Origin of the sequence: Bradyrhizobium sp. BRP19 (genome assembly GCF_020194195.1) — a bacterium.
GTDB classification, from domain to species: Bacteria; Pseudomonadota; Alphaproteobacteria; order Rhizobiales; family Xanthobacteraceae; genus Bradyrhizobium; species Bradyrhizobium yuanmingense.
On sequence record NZ_JADYVZ010000003.1, the window covers coordinates 496,185 to 513,791 of the forward strand.

The following is a 17,607-nucleotide window of genomic DNA, read 5'->3' on the forward strand; positions in this document are numbered from 1 at the left end:
ACATACCCCTCATCCGGCGCTTCGCGCCACCTTCTCCCGCAAGGGGAGAAGGGAAGTCACGCACTAGCGCCGCCGCTCACCCTTCTGCTTCCTGAACCGGACGCTCTGGCCGTCCGGCATGCGTGTCGCCACGAAGCCGGCGGCGAGGCAGGCTTCGCGTTGCGGCATCTGGATGTCGGGGCTGCGAAGGCTGTCCCACCATGAGGCACGCTGGGCCGCGCGCGGCAGCGCCGCGCCGATGATCTCCTCGATCTGCTCAAAGCTCAGCACGAGCTCCTCCTGCTTCTGCCGCAGCAGATAATCGCGCAACGCGTCGTAGTCGTTCACACTCGTCCTCTCGTCCGGGGCGAAGTCAGGCTGCTCAAAACCGTCAGCCGCATAAACCGATTCTTAACTCATTGCGGCAGCGCCGTCGCGGCTTAAACACTACGCAAGCTTTCGGGCGCATCCACTATGGACAGGAGCGAAAAATGTTCTCTGGATGGCGCGACGTTGCGGCCCGCCGGCCGTGGCGGATTTCGGCGAAGCTGCTGATCATCTCGTCCGTGGTGACGGTGATCGGCTTTTCCGCCATTTGCGTCAACGTCATGCTCGACATGCGCCGCGGCGAGGAGGCACTCGCCCGCCAGACGCTGGAGAACCTCGCGACCACGATCGAGTCCGACGTCAGCCGCAACGTCGAGATCTACGATTTGTCGTTGAAGGCGGTGGCCAGCAACATGCTGCTGCCCGAGCTCGCGACGGTCTCCAAGACGATCCGTCACCTGATCCTGTTCGACCACGCGACCACCGCCAAGCATTTCGGCGCCATCCAGGTGTTCGACGCCGAGGGCCGGCTGACCATCGATGCCTCCACGCTCGATCCCCTGCCCGAGGACCGCAGCGAGGAGCACTACTTCAAGGTCCACCGGGATAATCCCGGCGCAGGCCTGTTCATCAGCCGTCCCATGCTGTTTCGCGGCGCCTACTCGATCGTGCTGAGCCGGCGCATCAGTGACGCTGACGGCGGCTTCATGGGCGTCGTCGCCGGCTCGATCCGCTTCAGCTATTTCCACGAGCTGTTCGATCGGCTCACCCTCGACCCTGAGGACACCATCACCGTGCTCAAGCGCGACCGCACCATCATCATGCGGCGACCGTTCGATCTCGACATCATCGGCACGAACCTGAACGACCGTCAGAACTGGAAGGCCGACAATCTCAGGGTCGGCGCCGCCTATTCGGGACAGGGCCCGGTCGATGCGACCCCGCGGCTCTATGTCCGCAGCAAGAACAATGGTCCGCTGTTCGTGGTCGCCGGCAAGCCTTTGTCCGCGGTGTTCGCACTCTGGCAAAGGGAGGCGCTCCGCATCGGCACCGTGGTGCTGGCGCTCATCCTGTTCGTGCTAGGATCGACCCTCGTGCTCGCGCGCGAGATCGGCCGGCGCGCCGAGGCCGAGCGCAAGCTCGAGGAGTTGGCGACGACCGACGCGCTCACGGGCTTGAAAAACCGCCGCAAATTCGATTCCGTCATCGACGTCGAATGGCGGCGCGCCATGCGCCAGAAGGCGCCGATCGCGCTGCTCATGATCGATACCGATCACTTCAAGGCCTACAACGACACGTTCGGCCATCAGGCCGGCGACCAGGTGCTGGTCGGCATCGCCATCTGCATTTCCGATTCGGTGAGCCGCGCCGGCGATTGCGCGGCGCGCTATGGCGGCGAGGAATTCGCCGTGCTGCTGCCGAACACCTCCGCCGCCGAGGCCTTCAAGGTGGCGGAGACGATCCGCCGCAAGGTGCAGGGCTGGTCCGACGAGCAGGCGATGTCGACCGTGTCCTGCGGCATCGCCAGCCTGGTCCCGAATGCCGGCATGGATTGGCCGATGCTGGTTGCCGCCGCCGACAAGGCGCTCTACGCCGCCAAGGCCGGCGGGCGCAACCAGTCGGTGGTGGCGAGCCTGCCGCAGCTGTCGTTGGTGGCGTGAGGCGGTCTCTCGCTCTCGTCATTGCGAGGAGCTCTTGCGACGAAGCAATCCAGACTTCCTCAGCGGAAGGATTCTGGATTGCTTCGCTTCGCTCGCAATGACGAGCGGCCCGCTACTGCCCCAGATACTTCTTCATCTCCGCGACCAGGCCGTCGCGCAATTCCGGGCGCTTCAAGCCATAGGCGATGTTGGCGCGCAGGAAGCCGGGCTTGGAGCCGCAATCATGGCGCTCGCCCTCGAACTCGACGCCGTAGAATTTCTGCGTCTTGGCAAGCCCGATCATGGCGTCGGTGAGCTGGATCTCGCCGCCGGCGCCGCGCTCCTGGGTCTCCAGGATCTTGAAGATCTCCGGCTGCAGGATGTAGCGGCCGGTGATCGAAAGGTTGGAGGGCGCGGTGCCCTTGGCCGGCTTCTCGACCATGCCGTCGACCTCGAACATCTTGCCGTTGCGCTTGCCGACGCCGCAGATGCCGTATTGATGGGTCAGGTGATCGGGCACGGCCTCGACCGCGATCAGATTGGATTTCTCGCCGAGCGAGGACGCCATTTCGATCATCTGCTTCAGGCAGCCGGGCGTGTTGAGCACGAGCTCGTCCGGCAGCACCACGGCGAACGGCTCGTTGCCGACGATGTCGCGCGCGCACCAGACCGCGTGGCCGAGGCCGAGCGGCGCCTGCTGGCGGGTGAAGCTGACCGCGCCGGCCTCGGGCTGGTTCTGCGCCAGGATGTCCTGTTCCGCTTTCTTGCCGCGCGCGGCCAGCGTCGTGTCGAGCTCGAACATCCGGTCGAAGTGATCCTCGATGACAGCCTTGTTGCGGCCGGTGACGAAGACGAAGTGCTCGATGCCGGCTTCCTTCGCCTCGTCATAGACGTATTGGATCAGCGGCTTGTCGACGATGGTCAGCATTTCCTTCGGCATCGCCTTGGTGGCAGGCAGGACGCGGGTGCCGAGACCGGCGACGGGGAATACGGCTTTGCGAATCTTCATGGGATCGATCGAATACCTTGGGGGGGACGGGAGCAATGGCATCCTTGCTAGCCTGTTTGCAGCCGCCAACAAAGGCGGATGTGGGGCCTCGCCCCGACGGAGTTAAGAAAAAGGCCGCCACCAAAATTTCACCTTTGTTAAGCTATTGGCAACGCTAACCAGGCCTCCTGTGGCGGGTTTTTAGGCCGACGGGTGGAATATGACGCAATCAATGGCAGGACTGGCGAGACGGGCTGGCGGAGCAATCGTTGCGGCCGCTTTGCTGCTGCCGGCCGGCGCGCACGCCCAGGCGCAGAACGGCCCGTCCAACCTGTTCGGCGGCATCTTCTCGGGATCGAACCCGGCACCGGCGCAACCCACACCTGGCCCGAGTGGCGCGCCGACGGGTCCATTGCCGTGGAGCGGCGAGGACGGCGCCTCCGGCCATCCCTTGATGACGGCCGCCGCGATCCGCGAGGCTGCCGGCAATTTCAACAATTGCGTCGCTGCGATGTGGCCCGATGCCGCACGACGCGGCGTCACGCAGGAGAACTTTCAGCGCTTCACCGCCGGGCTCTCACCCGACCTGCGCATCATGGACCTCATGGATTCGCAGCCGGAATTCACCAAGTCGATCTGGGCCTATCTCGACATCCTGGTGAACGACAACCGCCTCGCCAAGGGCCGCGAGGTCCTCGCCAAATACAAGACGCAGTTCGACGCCACCGAAAAGGCCACCGGTGTCGACCGCTACATCATCGCCTCGATCTGGGGCATCGAGTCCAATTACTCGACGCAGATCGGCGATCGCAGCGTGCTGCAATCGACCGCGACGCTCGCCTGCATCGGCCGCCGCCAAGCCTATTTCAAGGACGAATTCCTCTCCGCGCTGGAGATCCTCAACCGCGGCGATTTGCGTCCGGAGCAGCTGCGCGGCTCCTGGGCCGGCGCCTTCGGCCCGACCCAGTTCATGCCGACCGCGTTCAAGCGCTTCGCGGTGGACGGCGACGGCGACGGCCGGCGCGACGTCGTCGACAATCCGACCGACCTGATCGCGTCGACCGCCAACAATCTGAAGAAGGACGGCTGGCAGCCAGGCCAGAGCTGGGGCTACGAGGTCGTGGTACCGCAAGGCTTCAACTACATGCTGGCCGACCGCGCCAAGGCGATGCCGATCGCGCAATGGGAGAAGCTCGGGCTCAAGCGTCCGAACAACCAGGCCTTCCCGCATCCTGCGGACAAGGCTTACCTGCTGGCACCCGCCGGCGCGCAGGGACCGGGCTTTTTGATGCTGCAGAATTACCGCGTCATCATGAAGTACAACCCGGCGGAAGCCTATGCGCTGGCGATCGGCCATTTCGCCGACCGCCTGCGCGGGGGACAGCCTTTCGTGCAGCCCTGGCCGCGGCAGGAGCGCGAGCTGTCCCGCACCGAACGGCTGGAGCTGCAGCAGCTGCTGGCTCAGCGCGGCTACTACAAAGGCACCCCGGACGGCCAATTCGGCGGCCTGACCAGGGAGGCTCTGCGTAATTTCCAGGCCTCGATCGGGGTCCCCGCCGATGGCTTTGCCTCCTCCGACGTGCTGGACCGGCTGCGCGGGCGGTAAAATCGCGCTCGAAGTAACCTTGAAGGGGGATTTTGGCTGACAGCCTTGACCTGGACTGGTGTTACCCGGTCTATGGACAAGATGGAATTTGCCCGTTTGGCGCCTGATTCCGTTATTATATTGAGCTAACTCCGATCCCCCATTGCGCGTGCCCGAGATCGCATGTCGAAGAAGTCCCTGTTCAAGGCGCTGACCGAGACCGGCCCGTTGATCGCGCTGGGGACGGCGCTTGCGATCCTGGTGTCGGTGGCGGCACCCGCTTCGGCGCAGTTCTTCAACTTCCCTGGCTTCGGCGGTCCGCCGCAGCGTTCGGCCCCACCACCGCCACCACGGGGCGGCGGAGGTGGCGGATGGTTCGGCGGCGACTTCTTCGCACCCTTCCAGCCGCCGCCGCAGGCGCCGCGCCAGGATTTTTCGCGCGCGCCGGCACCGGCCAAGCGCGACACGATTCCTGAGAAGAACGTGCTGGTGATCGGCGATGCCATGGCCGACTGGCTCGCCTATGGCCTCGAAGACGCCTACGCCGAGCAGCCCGACATGGGCGTGATCCGCAAGCACAAGACCACGTCCGGCCTGATCAGGTACCAGCCCAAGGGCGAGCCTGCGGACTGGGCCGCGGCGGCCAAGGGCATTCTCGAGACCGAAAAGCCCGACGTGATCGTCGTCATGCTCGGCCTCAACGACCGTGTCGCAATCCGCGAGCCGGCCGCCGACAAACCCGACAAGCCGGCCGCGGAGAAGGACAAAGATAAGAAGAACGACAAGGGTGCGCGCGCAAAGCCGCAAGGCAAGCCCAGCGACGCCAAGCCCGGCGACGCAAAGCCCGGCGACAGCGCCGCCAAGCCGGACGATAGGCCTGCCGACGCCGACCTGCCGCAGGACGACGCCGACAATGCCGACACGCCGGCAGCCGCGCCGGAAAAGACCGCGCGCAATCCGAACGGCCTCTACGAGTTCCGTGACGAGCGCTGGGTCGAGCTCTACGGCAAGAAGATCGAGGAGCTCGCGGCCGTCCTCAAAACCAAGGGCGTGCCGGTGCTCTGGGTCGGCCTGCCCGCGGTCCGCGGACCGAAGGGCACCGCGGACACGCTTTTCCTGGATTCGCTGTACCGTGAGGGCGCGGCCAAGGCCGGCATCACCTATGTCGACGTATGGGACGGCTTCGTCGACGAAGCCGGCCGCTTCCTGCAGAAGGGCCCGGACTTCGAAGGCCAGATCCGCCAGCTCCGCAGCTCCGACGGCATCTATTTCACCAAGGCCGGCGCGCGCAAGCTCGCGCATTATGTCGAGCGCGAGATCACGCGCCTGCTTGCCGGACGCTCCGGCCCGATCGCGCTGCCGAGCGAGCCCGCGACGCCCGACACCAGCGCCGAGCCGGGCAAGCCCGCGCCGCGTCCGCTGGCCGGGCCGATCGTGCCGCTGGTTGCAGCCTCGATCTCGACCGATCAATTGCTGGGCGGACCGGGCACGCGTCCCGCCGCTGTCGATGCGCTCGCCGCCAAGACCATGGTAAAGGGTGAACCGCTGGCAGCCCCGGCCGGCCGCGCCGACGATTATGCCTGGCCGCGCCGGGAAGTCGGCCGCGAGCAGGCCAAGGGCGATACGCCGATGGCGGCAACGACGCCGGAGGGCGGGGCGGCTCAGGGCGCACCGGGCGCCGCCGCCGCGATCGCACCGCCAAAGCTCGCGCCGAAGAAGCCGCAGGTCGCCCCGCAACTGCCGGCCCAGGCAACGCCCACATTCCGTGATTTCTTCGGCTTCGGCTCGCCGCAGCCCCCGCCGCCGCGCCAAATGGCGCCGCCGCCCGGGCCGCGCAATCCGAATCCCAATCCTGGGATCCCGCGTCCGCCGGCTAACGTCGGCCGTTCCGCCGAGATGTTCCGGTAAGGTAAGATCTCGTGTCCCGGACGCAACGCTGCACCTTCTGGTGATGCGGCGCAGAGTCGGGACCCAATTCGTGCGGCATTCAGAAAAGATGGCCCCGGCTCAGCGATGCAGCGTCTCACGCTGCATCGCTGAGCCGGGGCACGCGTGACAGGCGTTTCGGCAACTAGCCGTAATAGCGCCAGCGTGACGGCGGGCGGCGGGCGGGACGCGACATCAGCAGCGCCAGCGCGAAGCCGATGCCGCCGGCAACCAGCAGCGCGCCGAGCGGATTGTCCTGCACCTTCTGCGCAATGGCCTTCGAGCCGTCGCGGAAAGTCTCACCACTGTTCTCGTAGGCGTCCTTGGCATAGCCCGCGGCGGTGTCCGTGGCGTCGCGCACGGCATCCTTGGCCTGGCCGTAGAGATTCTGCACCGTGCCCGCGGCTTCCCGCGCCTTGCCCGACGCCTGCGTCTTGGCATCGCCTGCCATGTCTCCGATCGCGCCTTCCGCGCGTCCGGCATATTCCTTCGCCGATCCAACAATCCGATCCGTGTCCATGATGATCCTCCTCGGGGGTCAGCCGAAGTAACCGATCAGACGCAGCGCGGTTCCTTAGGCTCTCCTATAGAATCAGGCCGCCATCGACGACCAGCGTCTGGCCGATGATGTAGGACGACAGCGGCGAGGCCAGGAACAGCGCCGCGCCCGCCATGTCGGCCGGCGTGCCCAGCCGCCGCAGCGGGATGCGGGCGAGCGCGCCTTCGAGCCGCTTCGGATTGTCGGTCGTCACCTTCGTCATCTTGGTGTCGACGAGCCCTGGCGCGATGCCGTTGACGCGGATGCCGTCCTCGGCCCAGGCCTCGCCCAGCGTCCGTGTCAATCCGACCGCACCGGTCTTCGAGGCGTTGTAGGCGGGATTGCCCATGGTGGAATGATAGGCCGCGGTCGAGGACACGATGATCAGCGCGCCCTTCGCGTCCCGCAACATGGAATGAAAGCGCGTCGCGCAGGCCATCAGGCTCATCAGATTGACCTCGACGACCTTGCGGAAGCCCGCCATCTCGAATTCGCCGCGGCGGTAGATCACCGCGCCCTGCGCGAGCACCAGGATGTCGAGACGGTCGAACGGCGGCCTGAATGCTTCGATGGCATTGGGATTGCTGACGTCGAGCTGCGCGTAAGCAAGACCTTCGAGATCGGAGCCTTCGTCGGCTGAATATTCCGTTGCGTGAGCACGCGTGCCGCAGACGGCAACAGCTGCGCCCTTTGCGCGAAAGGTCTGCGCGATGCCGTTGCCGATGCCGCTGGAACCGCCGACCACCAGCACCTGCTTGCCTGAGAAATCGAGCTCGTTTGCCATTGTCGGCCTCCCCTTTTGTTTTCTGCTTGTTTGACCTGTCTGCGGATCGATGCCAGCCTTGTCAATCACAACAAGAACCAGCTCGGCGCGAGGGAACAGCATGTCCGACGTCAGGGAGCTCAGCCGGTCCGTGAAGGGGCTCACCGTGCTCGTCACTGGCGCAGCCAGCGGCATGGGGCGCGCCACAGCGCGCGTGTTCGGAAACGAAGGTGCGAACGTCGCCGTCACCGATTTCGACGAGCAAGGCGCGCAGGACGTCGCCAGGGAGATTGCGGCAAGCGGAGGCCCGGCAAGGGCGTGGAAGCTCGACGTCGCCGACGGCGGCGAAATCAAACGTGTGGTCGGCGATGTCGCCGCGCATTTCGGCGCCCTCGACATCGTCGTCAACAATGCCGGCATCTCCGTGCGCGTCGCGATCGACGATGAGGGCTACGAGGACGCCTGGGCGAAGGGCATCGCCGTGATGCTGACGGCGCACCCACGCATCATCCGCGCCGCGCTGCCGCACTTGCGCAAGTCGAAGAGTCCCCGCATCGTCAACATCGCCTCGACCGAGGCGCTCGGCGCCACCGCATTGCACAGCCCGTATTCGGCCGCGAAGGGCGGCGTCGTGAGCCTCACCCGCTCGCTGGCGGTGGAGCTCGGCCGCGAGGGCATCACCGTCAACTGCATCTGCCCCGGACCGATCCGCACAAAAATCACCGACCGCATCCCGGAGGAGCACAAGACCATCTACGCCAAGCGCCGCACCGCACTCGGCCGCTACGGCGACCCTGAAGAGGTCGCGCATATGACGCTGAGCCTGTGCCTTCCGGCGGCGTCCTTCCTCACCGGCGCGGTGATCCCGGTCGATGGCGGGCTGATGGCGCGGAACGCGTGAGAGCCATGCGCGCGGCGCGTTGACATCGCCGGATGCGGGAGTCATTTTTTCCACAAACAGAGCGGGGAAACCGCTCGTAGATGCGGGAGGAACGCAATGACCATCGCCATCCGGCAGCTTCAGAAACATTTCGTCGGCGAGGTGTCCGGCCTCGACTTGCGCAAGCCGCTCACGCCGGATCAGGCGCGCGAGATCGAGGCCGCCATGGACAAGTACGCGGTGCTCGTCTTCCACGACCAGGACATCACCGACGAGCAGCAGATGGCATTCGCGCTGAATTTTGGCCAGCGCGAGGAGGCGCGCGGCGGCAACATCACCAAGGCGGATGAACACCGCCTCACCTCAGGCCTGAACGACGTCTCCAACCTCGGCAAGGACGGCAAGCCGCTGCCCAAGGACAGCCGCGCCAATCTGTTCAACCTCGGCAATTGCCTGTGGCACTCGGACAGCTCGTTCCGTCCGATCCCCGCAAAATTCTCGCTGCTGTCGGCGCGCGTGGTGAACCCGAAGGGCGGCAACACCGAATTCGCCGACATGCGTGCAGCCTATGACGCGCTCGACGACGAGACCAAGGCGGAGATCGAGGACCTCGTCTGCGAGCATTCGCTGATGTATTCGCGGGGATCGCTCGGCTTCACCGAATACACCGACGAAGAGAAGGAGATGTTCAAGCCGGTGCTGCAACGGCTGGTGCGCACGCACCCCGTGCATCGCCGCAAGTCGCTGTATCTGTCATCGCATGCCGGCAAGGTCGTCGGCATGAGCATGCCCGAGGGGCGGCTATTGCTGCGCGATCTGACCGAGCACGCCACGCAACCCGAGTTCGTCTACGTGCACAAATGGAAGCTGCATGACCTCGTGATGTGGGACAACCGCCAGACCATGCACCGCGTCCGCCGCTACGACCAGTCCCAGCCCCGCGACATGCGCCGCGCGACGGTGGCGGGGACGGAGCCGACGGTGCAGCAGCAGGCGGCGGAGTAGGCCGGGTCGGAGTAGCCACAAATTCGGTCGTCGTCCCGGACAAGCGGAGCGCTGGGCAACGCGTAGCGTTGTCCGGCGCGAAGCGCCGATCCGGGACGACAGCGGAGAATAACTGAGGGCAGTGGAGAGTGTGGCAATAGCGGCCGATAACGCTACGCGTGCCCGGCCTCGTTCGAGAGCATGCCGGGGTCGATACCGATCTTCTGCAAAGCACGGTTGTACTTGTCGTCGACGTCGTCGCCGAAAATCAGATCCGCGTCCGCGTCGCAATGCAGCCAGCCGTTGCTCTGGATCTCCGTCTCGAGCTGGCCCGGCGCCCAGCCGGCATAGCCGAGCGCGAGGATGGCGTGCTTGGGGCCGGAGCCGTTGGCGATGGCGCGCAGAATGTCGACCGTCGCGGTCAGGCAGACGCCGTCATCGATCCGCAGCGTGGCGTTCTCGATGTAGAAGTCGCTGGAATGCAGCACGAAGCCGCGCCCGGTGTCGACCGGCCCGCCCCGCAGCACCTTCATACTTTCGGCATTCTCCGGCAGCTTGATGTGCTCGCCCTTCTTGATGATGCCGAGCTGCTGCAAGAGCTCGGGGAAATCGATGCTGCCGGCGGGGTGGTTCACGATGATGCCCATCGCCCCCTCCGCCGAATGGGCGCAAAGATAGATCACCGAGCGCTCGAAGCGGGAATCGCCCATCACGGGCATTGCGATCAGGAGCCGGCCGTCGAGATAGCCGCCGGAACTGGGCAGCGCGGCGCCCGAGCTGCGGGTGCTTTCGCCCGTCCTCTTGCCTGTGGGAGCCATCGCTCGAGCACTCCGGTTTCAATTCCTATCCTGATGTCGGGCCGGGCGGCTGTCAAATCAAGGCTTGCGGCGAGTTGATTCGAGTGCATCCATCACAAGCAATTCAATGGTTTGGCCCTAGGTGACCCTGTAAAGACGTGCCATGTCCAGCATTGTTCCCCTGCGTGCGGCGATTGGCGTCGCGACAACCCTGCTCGCGTCGTCGTTGGCTATCGCGGCCCGTGCCGATGACGCATCGCCTTGGCAGCGCGATGGACATTCCGCGGTGCGGCTCCTGGCGGGCTCGCGCAGCGGCGCGGTGCTGCTCGGCGGTATCGCCTTCCAGCTGCAGCCCGGCTGGAAGACCTACTGGCGGTCGCCCGGCGATTCCGGCGTTCCACCCCGGTTCGACTTCTCCAAGTCCGACAATGTCGAGGCGGTGACGGTGATGTGGCCGGCGCCGCTGAAGTTCGACGACGGCGCGGGCGGCCATTCCATCGGCTATCGCGACCAAGTCGTGCTGCCCCTGCGCATCGTCGCCAAGGCTGCAGACAAGCCGGTGACCTTGAGGGCCGAGATCAACTACGCGGTGTGCGAGAAGCTCTGCATTCCCGTAGAGGCCAGCGCCGAGCTCGGCTTCAACAGCGTCGCCTCGACCGAGGACGCGAACTTGCGTGCCGCGCTCGACACCGTGCCGAAGCCCGCCAATATCGGCGACCCCAATCCGCTCACCATTCGCGACGTCAAGCGGGACGGGCCCAAGAACGTAGTGGTCGATGTGGTGGCGCCGGACAGCCGCAAGGTCAATCTGTTCGTGGAAGGCCCGACACCCGATTGGGCGCTGCCGATTCCGGCGCCGGTGCAGCCCAGCCCGCCCGGGGTCGTGCGCTTCTCGTTCGAGCTCGACGGATTGCCGCCGGGCGCCAAGCCCGAGGGCGCCGCGCTGAAGTTCACGCTGGTCGGGCCGGAGAAGGCGTACGAGTTCAACACGAATTTGAACTAGCGTCCGCCCAACCGAATCTTAACGAATGGTTGCTAATCCCTCGCCTGCCGCTGCAGGTCGCTGGGGATTGTTCGAATTGGCCGTGATGGATGCACCACCCGCAACGACCGGACGGGCCGGGCTGATCGCGCGGCTGCGCGCCAGGCTCGCGGGCGGATCGAGCGAGGCGTCGCTGACGCGCCGGCTCGCCGGCACCATCTTCATCATCCGCGTCATCAGCGCCGGCCTCGCTTATGTCTCGCAGGTGCTGCTGGCGCGCTGGATGGGCACGTCCGATTACGGCATCTACGTCTATGTCTGGACCTGGGTGCTGCTGCTCGGCAGCATGATGGATTTCGGCATCTCGGCCTCCGCGCAGAAAATCATTCCGGAGTACCGCGCCAACGGCGCGCACGCGCTGCTGCGCGGCTTCCTGTCCGGCAGCCGCTGGCTGACCTTTGCCGTGTCCACGCTGACGTCGCTCGGCCTTGCTGGCATCGTCAAATTGCTGTCGCCCTGGATCGATCCCGCCGAGGTGCTGCCGCTCTATATCGGCTGCATGACGCTGCCCGCTTTCGTGGTCGCCAACACCCAGGACGGCATCGCGCGCTCGCACGACTGGATGCAGCTCGGCCTGATGCCGCAATTCATCATCCGCCAGGCGCTGATCATCGGCATCACGGCGCTCGCCTTCCTGCTCGGCTATCACCTCGGCGCCGTCGCCGCGATGGTGGCGAGCCTTTGCGCGGTATGGATCGCGATGGCCGGGCAGATGGTGGTGCTGAACCGCAAGCTCGCCGATCACATCACACCGGGACCGAAGGCCTATGACGTCAAGGGCTGGCTCGCCGTCTCGCTACCGATCCTGCTGGTCGAGAGCTTCTACCTGCTCCTGTCCTACACCGACGTGCTGGTGCTGCAGCAATTCCGTCCCTCGGACGAGGTCGGCGTCTATTTCGCCGTGGTGAAGACGCTGGCGCTGGTCTCGTTCATCCACTACGCGATGTCAGCTACGACGGCACACCGCTTCGCCGAATACAATGCCAGCGGCGACAAGGCGCGCCTGTCGGCCTACGTCGCGCATGCCATCACCTGGACGTTCTGGCCGTCGCTGGCCGCGACCATCGTGCTGCTCGCGCTCGGCAAGCCGCTGCTCTGGCTGTTCGGACCACAATTCGTGATCGGCTACGACATCATGTTCGTGGCCGCGATCGGCCTCGTGGTCCGCTCTGCGATCGGGCCGGTCGAGCGCCTGCTCAACATGCTCGGCCAGCAGAAGATCTGCGCGCTCGCCTATGCGCTAGCCTTCATGATGAACCTCGTGCTTTGCATCGCGCTGGTGCCGCGCTACGGCGGCCATGGCGCGGCGGCCGCGACCTCGATCTCCCTCACCTTCGAGACGGTGCTGCTGTTCTGGATCGTGCGGCAGCGGCTGGGGCTGCACGTGCTGGCGTTCGGCAAATAGACGACGATCGAAAACGCCGATCCACTCTCGCTGTCATCGCCCGGCTTGACCGGGCGATCCAGTACTCCGAGGCGGCTGTGATTAACCGAGAGGCCGCGGTGTACTGGATGCCCCGCCTTCGCGGGGCATGACCGAGAGTTGTCAGGTCGGCACGAATTACTCCGCGGTCCAGCCGCCGTCGATCGAGAGGTTGGTGCCGGTGATCTGGGCGGCGTCGTCGCTGCACAGGAACAGGGCGAGCGCGGCGACCTGCTCGGAGGTGACGAACTCCTTGGTCGGCTGCGCATCGAGCAGCACGTCGTTGATGACCTGCTCGCGCGTCAGATTGCGCGCCTTCATCGTGTCGGGGATCTGCTTCTCGACCAGCGGGGTCCAGACGTAGCCGGGGCTGATGCAGTTGCAGGTGATCTTGTGGGTCGCGACTTCCAGCGCCACGGTCTTGGTGAGGCCGGCGATGCCGTGCTTGGCCGAGACGTAGGCCGACTTGAATGGCGAGGCCACCAGCGAGTGCGCCGACGCCGTGTTGATGATGCGGCCCCAGCCCTTCTTCTTCATGCCGGGCACCGCGGCGCGGATGGCGTGGAAGGCCGAGGACAGATTGATCGCGATGATCTGGTCCCATTTCTCCGGCGGGAATTCCTCGATCGGCGAGACGAACTGGATGCCGGCATTGTTGACGAGGATGTCGACCGAGCCGAACGTCTTCTCGCCGAGCGCGATCATGCCGGCGACCTCGGCGGGCTTGGTCATGTCGGCGGGCGAGTAGACCGCCTTGACGCCGAAATCGGATTCGATCTTGGCGCGCTCCTTCTCGATGTCCTCCGGCGAGCCGAAACCGTTGATGACGACGTTGGCACCGGCGCCGGCGAAGGCGCGCGCGTAAGCGAGCCCGATGCCGCTGGTCGATCCGGTCACGACGGCGTTCTTGCCTGACAGAGTACCCATTCTATTCGCTCCTTTTTGCCGGGGGCGCGGTGACGTCCCCCGTGAGATCGTAGGTCACCATGGTCTCGCCGGATTGCGGCCGCTCCAGCCAGTCCTTGTGGCGCATCGACAGGTGCACGTCACGCACGCCGGCCTCCCAATGCTCGACCATGGCAATGTGCGAGAAATCGTAATCCTTGGACGAGGATTCGTAGTTCTTGCTGCGGTAGATCAGATGCACCACGGTGACGGTGCTTTCGCGCGACACTTTCGCCAGGAATTCGACGGAAGGATCGTTCTTGAGATAGTCCGGCAATTTGCCGATCAGATCGCGCACGGCCCTGCGGGCGTTGTGCAGCTGCTTGTTCTTGTCGGTGTTCATCCGCGTGCGGCTGGAATAGCGGATGTCCTTCTCGCGCTCGGCCGCCTCCAGCAGCGAGTTCGGCAGGTCGCCGCGCGCGGAAAACAAATCGACCTGAAAGATCAGCATGTCGCGTTCGACCTCGGCATCGAGCACGTAGTCGAGCGGAGTGTTGGAGGCGATGCCGCCGTCCCAATAATGCTCGCCGTCGATGACGACGGAGGGAAAGCCCGGCGGCAGCGCGCCGGAGGCCATGATGTGCTCGGGGCCGATCTTCTTGCCGAGCTTCTTGAACGCGTAATTGTCGAAATATCTGAAATTGCCCGAGGTGACGCCGACCGCGCCGACCGACAGGCGTGTCTTCAGATCGTTGATGCGGTCGAAATCGACGAGTCGCTCCAGCGTCTTCTTCAGCGGCGAGGTATCGTAATAGCTTTCGGCCTCGCGATGCCCCGGCGGCCACAGCGGCGCCGGCGGAATGCGTGGCGTGAAGAAGCCGGGCACGCCGAACGTCGCAATCAGCGCGGCACTGGTGGAATTGAACAGCTCGCGGCTGCGGTCGCTCTTGCCGACCGGCTTCCACGGCACCGGGGCCGACACCATTTCCCAGAATTCCTTGAGCCGCTCGACGCGGGTGTGCCCCTCGTTGCCGGCGATGATGGCGGCATTGACCGCGCCGATCGAGATGCCGGCGACCCATTCCGGATCGAAGCCGTAGCCACACAGCGCCTGGAAGGCGCCAGCCTGGTACGAGCCGAGCGCGCCGCCGCCCTGGAGGACCAGGACGCGTTGCGCATTCGTGGGGATTGTTGCGGTTTCCGGACTATGATCGGTCATGCGGGAACAATAGCAAAAGGCTCGCCACCGTGGCGACACTCCGCCGCGACGTCAATGCATCCCCGGGATCAAGTCTGGCTTATCGAGGCTCGGTGGAGGCCAGGATCATGGTCCAGAACACCTTGTATTTGGTGCCTGGAGCATAGCTCGCCGCAATGCCCAATTTTGTGACACCGCTCTTGAGCATGTTGGCGCGGTGCGGAGGCGAGTCGCGCCAGCCGGAAAACGCTTCCGCCAGCGTATGATAGCCGGCCGAGATGTTCTCGACCGCCACGGTGGCAGGATAACCGCCAGAGGCCAGACGCTTGGCGAGCGGCGCGCGGACGTCGTGGTCCATCTTGTTGGCCGCCGCCATCGCGCCCGATTGGGATTCGGCGAGCCGCGTCAAATCCGGGTCGACCACGACCGTACCGAGCCCGTTGTTCTGGCGGTATTGCGAGATCATGATCGCAGCTGCCTGGACGTCGAGCTTGGAGCCCGGGACCGCCATGTCGGCATACATCGACGGCTGCTGGACCGGCGCTTCGTTGCCGGCACAACCGGCGAGCAGCAACATGATGAGAATTGCGGCCGCAGCGCGCATGAATCGGGGCCCCCAAATGAGGGGCTGTTGTTGCATACCAACAATGGCTGAAAGGTGAATTTTGAAGAGAATTTGAGCCGTCATTCCGCGGCGGAATGACGGCGGGGCTCAGCCCGCAAAAATCCGGTAGCGGCGCGGATTGAGGCCGATCGTGTCGCCGGCGCGCAGTTCCTTGTCGCGGGGGGCGTCGATCTCGATGGTCTCGCCACCGGACAAGGCTACTTCCGCCCGCTGCACCGGGCCAAAATTGCGGACGTGCTGGACCGCCCCCTCGAGGGCGCCGCTGCCGGGCGGGCCGACCAGCATGTCATGTCGCCGCACGAACAGCTTCGACGCGCCAGGCGCGAGCCCATCGGCCGCCAGATCGAGCTGGCGGTCGCCGAGCCGGATCGCGCCATCGCCGATCTGGATCGGCAGCACGATGGATTCGCCGATGAAGCCGTGCACGAAAGCCGTCGCCGGATTGTCGTAGACATCGTCGGGCGAGCCGATCTGCTCGATCCGTCCCTTGTCCATCACCACGACGCGGTTGGCGACTTCCAGCGCCTCCTCCTGGTCGTGCGTGACGAAGATTGAGGTGACGTGGATCTCGTGATGCAGTGAGCGCAGCCATTTGCGCAGCTCCTTGCGCACCTTGGCGTCGAGCGCGCCGAAGGGTTCATCGAGCAGGAGAATGCGCGGCTCGATCGCGAGCGCGCGGGCGAGCGCGATGCGCTGACGCTGGCCACCGGAGAGCTGGCTCGGATAGCGGTCGGCGAGCCAGTCGAGCTGAACCAGATCGAGCAGCTCCTTGACGCGCGAGCGGATCGCAGCTTCGTCCTTGCGGACCGCGCGCGGCTGCACGCGCAGGCCGAACGCGACGTTCTCGAACACCGTCATGTGGCGGAACAGCGCATAATGCTGGAACACGAAACCGACGTGGCGCTCGCGGGCTCCTTGCGCCAGCGCGTCCTCACCGTTGAACGAGACTTCGCCCGAGTCCGGCCAGTCGAGGCCGGCGATGATCCGCAGCAAGGTGGTCTTGCCGGAGCCGGACGGGCCGAGCAGCGCCAGCAGCTCACCGTCATTGACCTTGAGATCGACGCCGTCGAGCGCTGCAAAACTGCCGAATTTCTTGACGAGATTCTTGACTTCAATGGTCACTGGCGTCTTGTCCTTCGTCGAGATGACGTTCGAGAACGGTTTTTGCGATCAGCGTGATCAGCGCCAGCATTGCGAGCAGCGAGGCGATCGCGAAAGCGGCGACGAACTGGTATTCGTTGTAGAGGATCTCGACCAAGAGCGGCATGGTGTTGGTCTCGCCGCGGATGTGGCCGGAGACGACGGAGACCGCACCGAACTCGCCCATCGCGCGCGCGTTGCAGAGCAGGACGCCGTAGAGCACGCCCCATTTGATGTTGGGCAGGGTGACGCGGAAGAAGGTCTGCAGGCCGGAGGCGCCGAGCGAGATCGCAGCCTCCTCCTCCTGCGTGCCCTGCTCCTGCATCAGGGGGATCAGCGCGCGCGCCACGAAGGGGAAGGTCACGAAGGTGGTGGCGAGCGCAATGCCGGGGACCGCGAACAGGATCTGGATGTCGTGCTCGCGCAGCCAGCTGCCGAGATAGCCTTGCGCGCCGAACAATAGCACGAAGACGAGGCCCGAGATCACCGGGCTGACCGAGAATGGCAGGTCGATCAGCGTGATCAGGAAGGTCTTGCCCGGAAACTCGAATTTTGCAATCGCCCAGGCGGCGACGAGGCCGAACACCAGATTGAGCCCGACCGAGATCGCCGCGACGATCAACGTTAGCTTGATCGCCGCCATCGCCTCCGGCTCGGCGAGCGCGGCGAAATAGGCGAGGATGCCGCGCGAAAATGCCTGCGCGAACACGACGACCAGCGGCAGCACGACGAAGACGGTGAGAAACAGCAACGCCAGCGTGATGATGACGATGCGGACGGCGCGCGGCTCGGTGCGCAAATTGTTCCGCGCCGCCGCCGCGTGCGCGCGTGCCTGCGAGTCGGAGGCCGAGAGCGACACGGAATCTGCGATCTGCATCGTCATGGTC

At 65.3% G+C, this 17,607-nt stretch carries 17 protein-coding genes; 7 read left to right on the top strand and 10 right to left on the bottom strand.

Annotated elements, in window-relative coordinates; all coding sequences use genetic code 11:
- Window positions 1-63: 63 nt before the first annotated feature.
- Window positions 64-327 (bottom strand): hypothetical protein, encoded by a 264-nt coding sequence (locus tag I6F36_RS12620; RefSeq protein ID WP_035998268.1) that lies wholly within the window; start codon window positions 325-327, stop codon window positions 64-66.
- Window positions 328-470: 143 nt separating this feature from the next.
- Between I6F36_RS12620 and I6F36_RS12625 the strand changes: the two genes are divergently transcribed.
- Window positions 471-1,967 (top strand): diguanylate cyclase, encoded by a 1,497-nt coding sequence (locus I6F36_RS12625; RefSeq protein WP_225171522.1) that lies wholly within the window; start codon window positions 471-473, stop codon window positions 1,965-1,967.
- A gap of 112 nt (window positions 1,968-2,079) precedes the next feature.
- Here the strand turns inward: I6F36_RS12625 and I6F36_RS12630 are convergent, their stop codons facing one another.
- The gene (locus I6F36_RS12630) at window positions 2,080-2,955 is read right to left on the bottom strand and encodes a UTP--glucose-1-phosphate uridylyltransferase (RefSeq protein ID WP_109142449.1); all 876 of its coding nucleotides are present in this window, start codon (window positions 2,953-2,955) and stop codon (window positions 2,080-2,082) included.
- A 199-nt stretch (window positions 2,956-3,154) separates the two neighbouring features.
- On the opposite strand from I6F36_RS12630, the gene I6F36_RS12635 reads away from it, so the two are divergent.
- Complete coding sequence (locus I6F36_RS12635) at window positions 3,155-4,540, top strand: lytic murein transglycosylase (RefSeq protein WP_225171523.1); 1,386 nt, start codon at window positions 3,155-3,157, stop codon at window positions 4,538-4,540.
- 162 nt (window positions 4,541-4,702) lie between these two features.
- Entirely contained in the window at window positions 4,703-6,427 is a 1,725-nt protein-coding gene (locus I6F36_RS12640; protein ID WP_225171524.1) for a DUF459 domain-containing protein, read from the top strand.
- 163 nt (window positions 6,428-6,590) lie between these two features.
- Here the strand turns inward: I6F36_RS12640 and I6F36_RS12645 are convergent, their stop codons facing one another.
- Both I6F36_RS12645 and I6F36_RS12650 read right to left on the bottom strand, forming a co-directional pair.
- Window positions 6,591-6,965: a CsbD family protein gene (locus I6F36_RS12645; protein ID WP_035998251.1), complete on the bottom strand. Its 375-nt coding sequence runs from the start codon at window positions 6,963-6,965 to the stop codon at window positions 6,591-6,593.
- 64 nt (window positions 6,966-7,029) lie between these two features.
- Complete coding sequence (locus I6F36_RS12650; RefSeq protein WP_225126391.1) at window positions 7,030-7,767, bottom strand: SDR family NAD(P)-dependent oxidoreductase; 738 nt, start codon at window positions 7,765-7,767, stop codon at window positions 7,030-7,032.
- 100 nt (window positions 7,768-7,867) lie between these two features.
- Here I6F36_RS12650 and I6F36_RS12655 point away from each other — a divergent pair, with 100 nt between their 5' ends.
- Both I6F36_RS12655 and I6F36_RS12660 read left to right on the top strand, forming a co-directional pair.
- A complete protein-coding gene (locus I6F36_RS12655) occupies window positions 7,868-8,647 on the top strand; it encodes an SDR family NAD(P)-dependent oxidoreductase (protein WP_225171525.1) in 780 nt (259 codons plus the stop codon).
- A 96-nt stretch (window positions 8,648-8,743) separates the two neighbouring features.
- Window positions 8,744-9,631, top strand: coding sequence for a TauD/TfdA family dioxygenase (locus I6F36_RS12660; RefSeq protein ID WP_035998242.1), 888 nt, complete (start codon window positions 8,744-8,746; stop codon window positions 9,629-9,631).
- 152 nt (window positions 9,632-9,783) lie between these two features.
- Here I6F36_RS12660 and I6F36_RS12665 read toward each other — a convergent pair whose 3' ends face one another.
- Window positions 9,784-10,428 carry a YqgE/AlgH family protein gene (locus tag I6F36_RS12665; RefSeq protein WP_036021679.1) on the bottom strand — a complete coding sequence of 215 codons (645 nt, stop codon included), beginning with the start codon at window positions 10,426-10,428 and terminating at the stop codon, window positions 9,784-9,786.
- Between the two features lie 142 nt (window positions 10,429-10,570).
- Between I6F36_RS12665 and I6F36_RS12670 the strand changes: the two genes are divergently transcribed.
- Complete coding sequence (locus tag I6F36_RS12670) at window positions 10,571-11,410, top strand: protein-disulfide reductase DsbD domain-containing protein (protein ID WP_035998237.1); 840 nt, start codon at window positions 10,571-10,573, stop codon at window positions 11,408-11,410.
- 85 nt (window positions 11,411-11,495) lie between these two features.
- Window positions 11,496-12,854 (top strand): flippase, encoded by a 1,359-nt coding sequence (locus tag I6F36_RS12675; protein WP_225171526.1) that lies wholly within the window; start codon window positions 11,496-11,498, stop codon window positions 12,852-12,854.
- Window positions 12,855-13,010: 156 nt separating this feature from the next.
- Here the strand turns inward: I6F36_RS12675 and I6F36_RS12680 are convergent, their stop codons facing one another.
- The 5 genes from I6F36_RS12680 to cysW form a co-directional block, all read right to left on the bottom strand.
- On the bottom strand, window positions 13,011-13,799 hold the full coding sequence (locus I6F36_RS12680) for a 3-hydroxybutyrate dehydrogenase (RefSeq protein ID WP_057028138.1): 789 nt from the start codon (window positions 13,797-13,799) through the stop codon (window positions 13,011-13,013).
- Window position 13,800: 1 nt separating this feature from the next.
- Window positions 13,801-14,976, bottom strand: a complete 1,176-nt coding sequence (locus I6F36_RS12685) for a patatin-like phospholipase family protein (protein WP_035998231.1) — start codon at window positions 14,974-14,976, stop codon at window positions 13,801-13,803.
- A 79-nt stretch (window positions 14,977-15,055) separates the two neighbouring features.
- On the bottom strand, window positions 15,056-15,559 hold the full coding sequence (locus I6F36_RS12690; protein ID WP_035998228.1) for a CAP domain-containing protein: 504 nt from the start codon (window positions 15,557-15,559) through the stop codon (window positions 15,056-15,058).
- 108 nt (window positions 15,560-15,667) lie between these two features.
- The gene (locus I6F36_RS12695) at window positions 15,668-16,702 is read right to left on the bottom strand and encodes a sulfate ABC transporter ATP-binding protein (protein WP_225171527.1); all 1,035 of its coding nucleotides are present in this window, start codon (window positions 16,700-16,702) and stop codon (window positions 15,668-15,670) included.
- Window positions 16,692-17,603, bottom strand: a complete 912-nt coding sequence (gene cysW / locus I6F36_RS12700; protein ID WP_225149272.1) for a sulfate ABC transporter permease subunit CysW — start codon at window positions 17,601-17,603, stop codon at window positions 16,692-16,694. Before cysW ends, I6F36_RS12695 begins: the two co-directional genes overlap by 11 nt.
- Between the last annotated feature and the right edge of the window lie 4 nt (window positions 17,604-17,607).

Coding starts and splice junctions, on each gene's coding strand:
- I6F36_RS12625 (WP_225171522.1), top strand. CDS start 471: ATGTTCTCTGGATGGCGCGACGTTGCGGCCCGCCGGCCGTGGCGGATT.
- I6F36_RS12630 (WP_109142449.1), bottom strand. CDS start 2,955: ATGAAGATTCGCAAAGCCGTATTCCCCGTCGCCGGTCTCGGCACCCGC.
- I6F36_RS12635 (WP_225171523.1), top strand. CDS start 3,155: ATGACGCAATCAATGGCAGGACTGGCGAGACGGGCTGGCGGAGCAATC.
- I6F36_RS12640 (WP_225171524.1), top strand. CDS start 4,703: ATGTCGAAGAAGTCCCTGTTCAAGGCGCTGACCGAGACCGGCCCGTTG.
- I6F36_RS12645 (WP_035998251.1), bottom strand. CDS start 6,965: ATGGACACGGATCGGATTGTTGGATCGGCGAAGGAATATGCCGGACGC.
- I6F36_RS12650 (WP_225126391.1), bottom strand. CDS start 7,767: ATGGCAAACGAGCTCGATTTCTCAGGCAAGCAGGTGCTGGTGGTCGGC.
- I6F36_RS12655 (WP_225171525.1), top strand. CDS start 7,868: ATGTCCGACGTCAGGGAGCTCAGCCGGTCCGTGAAGGGGCTCACCGTG.
- I6F36_RS12660 (WP_035998242.1), top strand. CDS start 8,744: ATGACCATCGCCATCCGGCAGCTTCAGAAACATTTCGTCGGCGAGGTG.
- I6F36_RS12665 (WP_036021679.1), bottom strand. CDS start 10,428: ATGGCTCCCACAGGCAAGAGGACGGGCGAAAGCACCCGCAGCTCGGGC.
- I6F36_RS12670 (WP_035998237.1), top strand. CDS start 10,571: ATGTCCAGCATTGTTCCCCTGCGTGCGGCGATTGGCGTCGCGACAACC.
- I6F36_RS12675 (WP_225171526.1), top strand. CDS start 11,496: ATGGATGCACCACCCGCAACGACCGGACGGGCCGGGCTGATCGCGCGG.
- I6F36_RS12680 (WP_057028138.1), bottom strand. CDS start 13,799: ATGGGTACTCTGTCAGGCAAGAACGCCGTCGTGACCGGATCGACCAGC.
- I6F36_RS12685 (WP_035998231.1), bottom strand. CDS start 14,976: ATGACCGATCATAGTCCGGAAACCGCAACAATCCCCACGAATGCGCAA.
- I6F36_RS12690 (WP_035998228.1), bottom strand. CDS start 15,559: ATGCGCGCTGCGGCCGCAATTCTCATCATGTTGCTGCTCGCCGGTTGT.
- cysW (WP_225149272.1), bottom strand. CDS start 17,603: ATGACGATGCAGATCGCAGATTCCGTGTCGCTCTCGGCCTCCGACTCG.